At 71.0% G+C, this 2,777-nt stretch carries 3 protein-coding genes; 2 read left to right on the forward strand and 1 reads right to left on the reverse strand.

All coding sequences use genetic code 11. From position 1 onward, the window contains the following. The coding region (locus tag AB0J39_RS39045) for a hypothetical protein (protein WP_363474196.1) at positions 1-658 on the reverse strand (658 nt) is incomplete at its 3' end. On the opposite strand from AB0J39_RS39045, the gene AB0J39_RS39050 reads away from it, so the two are divergent. Both AB0J39_RS39050 and AB0J39_RS39055 read left to right on the forward strand, forming a co-directional pair. Beyond that, entirely contained in the window at positions 629-838 is a 210-nt protein-coding gene (locus AB0J39_RS39050) for a pentapeptide repeat-containing protein (protein ID WP_363474198.1), read from the forward strand. The two genes, AB0J39_RS39045 and AB0J39_RS39050, sit on opposite strands and share 30 nt — an antisense overlap. Positions 839-1,415: 577 nt before the next feature. After that, a complete protein-coding gene (locus tag AB0J39_RS39055; RefSeq protein WP_363474200.1) occupies positions 1,416-2,735 on the forward strand; it encodes an extracellular solute-binding protein in 1,320 nt (439 codons plus the stop codon). The last annotated feature ends 42 nt before the right edge of the window (positions 2,736-2,777 follow it).

The raw sequence follows: 2,777 nt of genomic DNA on the forward strand, positions 1-2,777 counted from the left end.
GCCGGGTGCCCGTGCCGTACGTGGTGACCGGGCGGGTGCCGTACGCAGCGGACGAGGGCGACCCGGAACCGTACGCGGCGCCGCTCCCGTCGCCGGAGGCGGAGTCGTATCCAGAGCGGTATCCGGAGTCGTAGGCGGCGCCGGAGCCGGACCACCTGGCGTCACCGTCCAGGGTGCCGTTCGCCGGGCCGTTCGCCGGGCCGCTCGCGTGCGGATCCTCGGCCGAGGCGACGGCCTTGACGGCCCGCCCGACGAGGAATCCCGCGACCACGGCGCCGGCGAGGAACAGCCCCGGACGGCGCCGCGCGAAGTCCTGCACGTCGCGCACCGCGCCCTGAACGCCCTCGGTCTCCAGGTAGTCGGCGGCGCGGTGACCCCGCTCCGCGACCTGCTGGACCACTCCCCGCATGGGGGAGTCGGGCTTGGCGTTGTCGCCGATGGCCTCCAGTTCGCCGGTCCACTGCCGGATCGTGTCGGCGGCGCGCCTGCTCTGGTGCCGGGCCTGCTCGTCGGTGTGCCTGCGCAGCTGGTGGAGAACGTGCCGCGTCTGCTCCCTGGCCTCGTGGGCCACCGTCCGCGCCTGGTCCTTGGCGGTCAGCGCCACCTCGCCGGCGGCCGACTTGGCCTCGTGGGCCGTCTCCTGCGCGGCCTGCCGCACCTGCTGCCCGGTACGCGGCTGCCCGGTACGCGGCTGCGCGGTACCCGGCTGCGCGGTACCCGGCTGCGTGGTGCCTGCCTGTGTGGTGCCCTGCTGTCCGGTCTGCTGACGGCCGGCGTCCTGCGGCAGCTCGCTTCCCCCGGCGTATGTTCGCGTCTCGGTATGGAAGTCGCTCACTGAAGCCTCCTTGGGTCGAAATCGTCCCTGGAGCGGCGAGCTACCCCCGAAGTTCGAACGGACGCACAAATTGGCAAAAAAAGTAAAGAACGCGTATTGACACGGTAAACGGCGGCCGGGGCGGGGGCGACGCGGGACCGGCCGGCAGGGCGTCCGGGACGTGCCCGGCATGCGGCTGGGAAGTGACGACCTCTTTCGTGCCGAGGGAACAGGGATGGGAGAGCGCTTTCCCAGAGCGTGGTCTCCGGCGGCCGCCCTGTCAAGGCGGGACCGCGTCATCGCCGAAACGCCCAGTTCATGCCGGTGAGACCGGCGAAGGGGCGGCCGGGCGGGGTGGGACGGTGAAGGCCGCCTCTTGACACGTCCGGCCTTCCGCGACACTCTCCTGCTTGGAGAGCGCTCTCCAAGCCGTGGCGGCGAGGAGAGCCCGTGCGCGCGAGGCACGCCCCGGAACGAGGGGCGGCTTTCGCGCAGGCGGGGGCCGTCCGCGCCCCGCTGTCGCAGGACATGGACTGTTCACCCCCCAGGCCCCCGCCCTCGCGGGCGGGCGGTCGCACCCGCAAGAGTGAGGACAACACCCGTGCGCAGACGCAAGCCATATCTCCTCGCCGTCGCCGGAGCCCTCGTGCTCGCCGCGACGGCCTGCGGCGCCGGCGACTCGCCGTCCACGGCCGGATCGGCCGGCGGGAGCGCGGCCCAGACGATCACCTACTGGGCGTCCAACCAGGGCACGAGCCTGGAGAACGACAAGGAGGTGCTGAGGCCCGAGCTGGACAGGTTCACCAAGGAGACCGGGATCACGGTGAACCTGGAGGTCGTCCCATGGGCCGACCTGCTCAACCGCATCCTCGCCGCGACCACGTCGGGCAAGGGCCCTGACGTGGTCAACATCGGCAACACCTGGTCGGCCTCGCTGCAGGCGACCGGGGCGTTCGTGCCGTGGGACGACGCGCTGCTCAAGACGCTCGGCGGCAAGGAGCGCTTCCTCGGCCCCAGCCTCGCCGCGACCGGCGCCCCCGGCCAGCCGCCCACCGCCGTGCCGATCTACGGCATGACGTACGGCCTCTTCTACAACAAGAAGATGTTCAAGGAGGCCGGCATCGACAAGCCGCCGGCCACGTGGGACGAGCTGATCGCGGACGGCAAGAAGCTGACCAAGGACGGCAAATGGGGGCTCGCCGTCGAGGGCGCGAGCGTCAGCGAGAACGCCCACCACGCCTTCATCTTCGGCCGGCAGCACGGCGCCGAGCTGTTCGACGCCTCCGGCAAGCCGCACTTCGACTCCGACCAGGAGACCAGGGCCATCAAGCAGTACCTCGACCTGATGGCCGTCCACAAAATCGTCAATCCGAGCAACGCGGAGTACGCCAACGGCACCGAGGCGGTGCAGGACTTCGTCTCCGGCAAGGCCGGCATGCTCATGTGGCAGTCGATCGCCACGCAGCTCAAGCAGGCCGGCTGGTCCGAGGACGACTACGGCCTGGCCCCGATCCCGCTGCCCGACCCGTCGCAGGGCGGCGAGCAGGTCAACGCCATGGTCGCCGGCATCAACCTCGCCGTGTTCAAGACGGCCGCCAACAAGGACGGGGCGCTGAAGTTCGCCCAGTTCATGACGGCCAAGCAGACCCAGCAGAACCTCAACAAGGCGTACGGCTCGCTGCCGACCGTCACGGACGCCTACGACGACCCGGCGTTCGAGAGCGAGACGATCAAGACGTTCCAGCAGATCCTCTCCACCACGGCCGCGCCGCTGCCGCAGGTGGCCCAGGAGAGCCAGTTCGAGACGCTCGTGGGCAACGCCATGAACCAGCTGTTCGCGGACGTCGCGAGCGGCAAGCCGGTCACCGAGGAGGCCGTCAAGGCCAAGCTGACCGATGCCAACCAGCAGATGGGAGGCTGAGCGGCCCACCCACCCCCGGCGCCGGGCGGCGGCCCCGCCCGG

The sequence above is a fragment of the Microbispora sp. NPDC049633 genome, from assembly GCF_040675265.1.
GTDB lineage: Bacteria > Actinomycetota > Actinomycetes > Streptosporangiales > Streptosporangiaceae > Microbispora > Microbispora maris.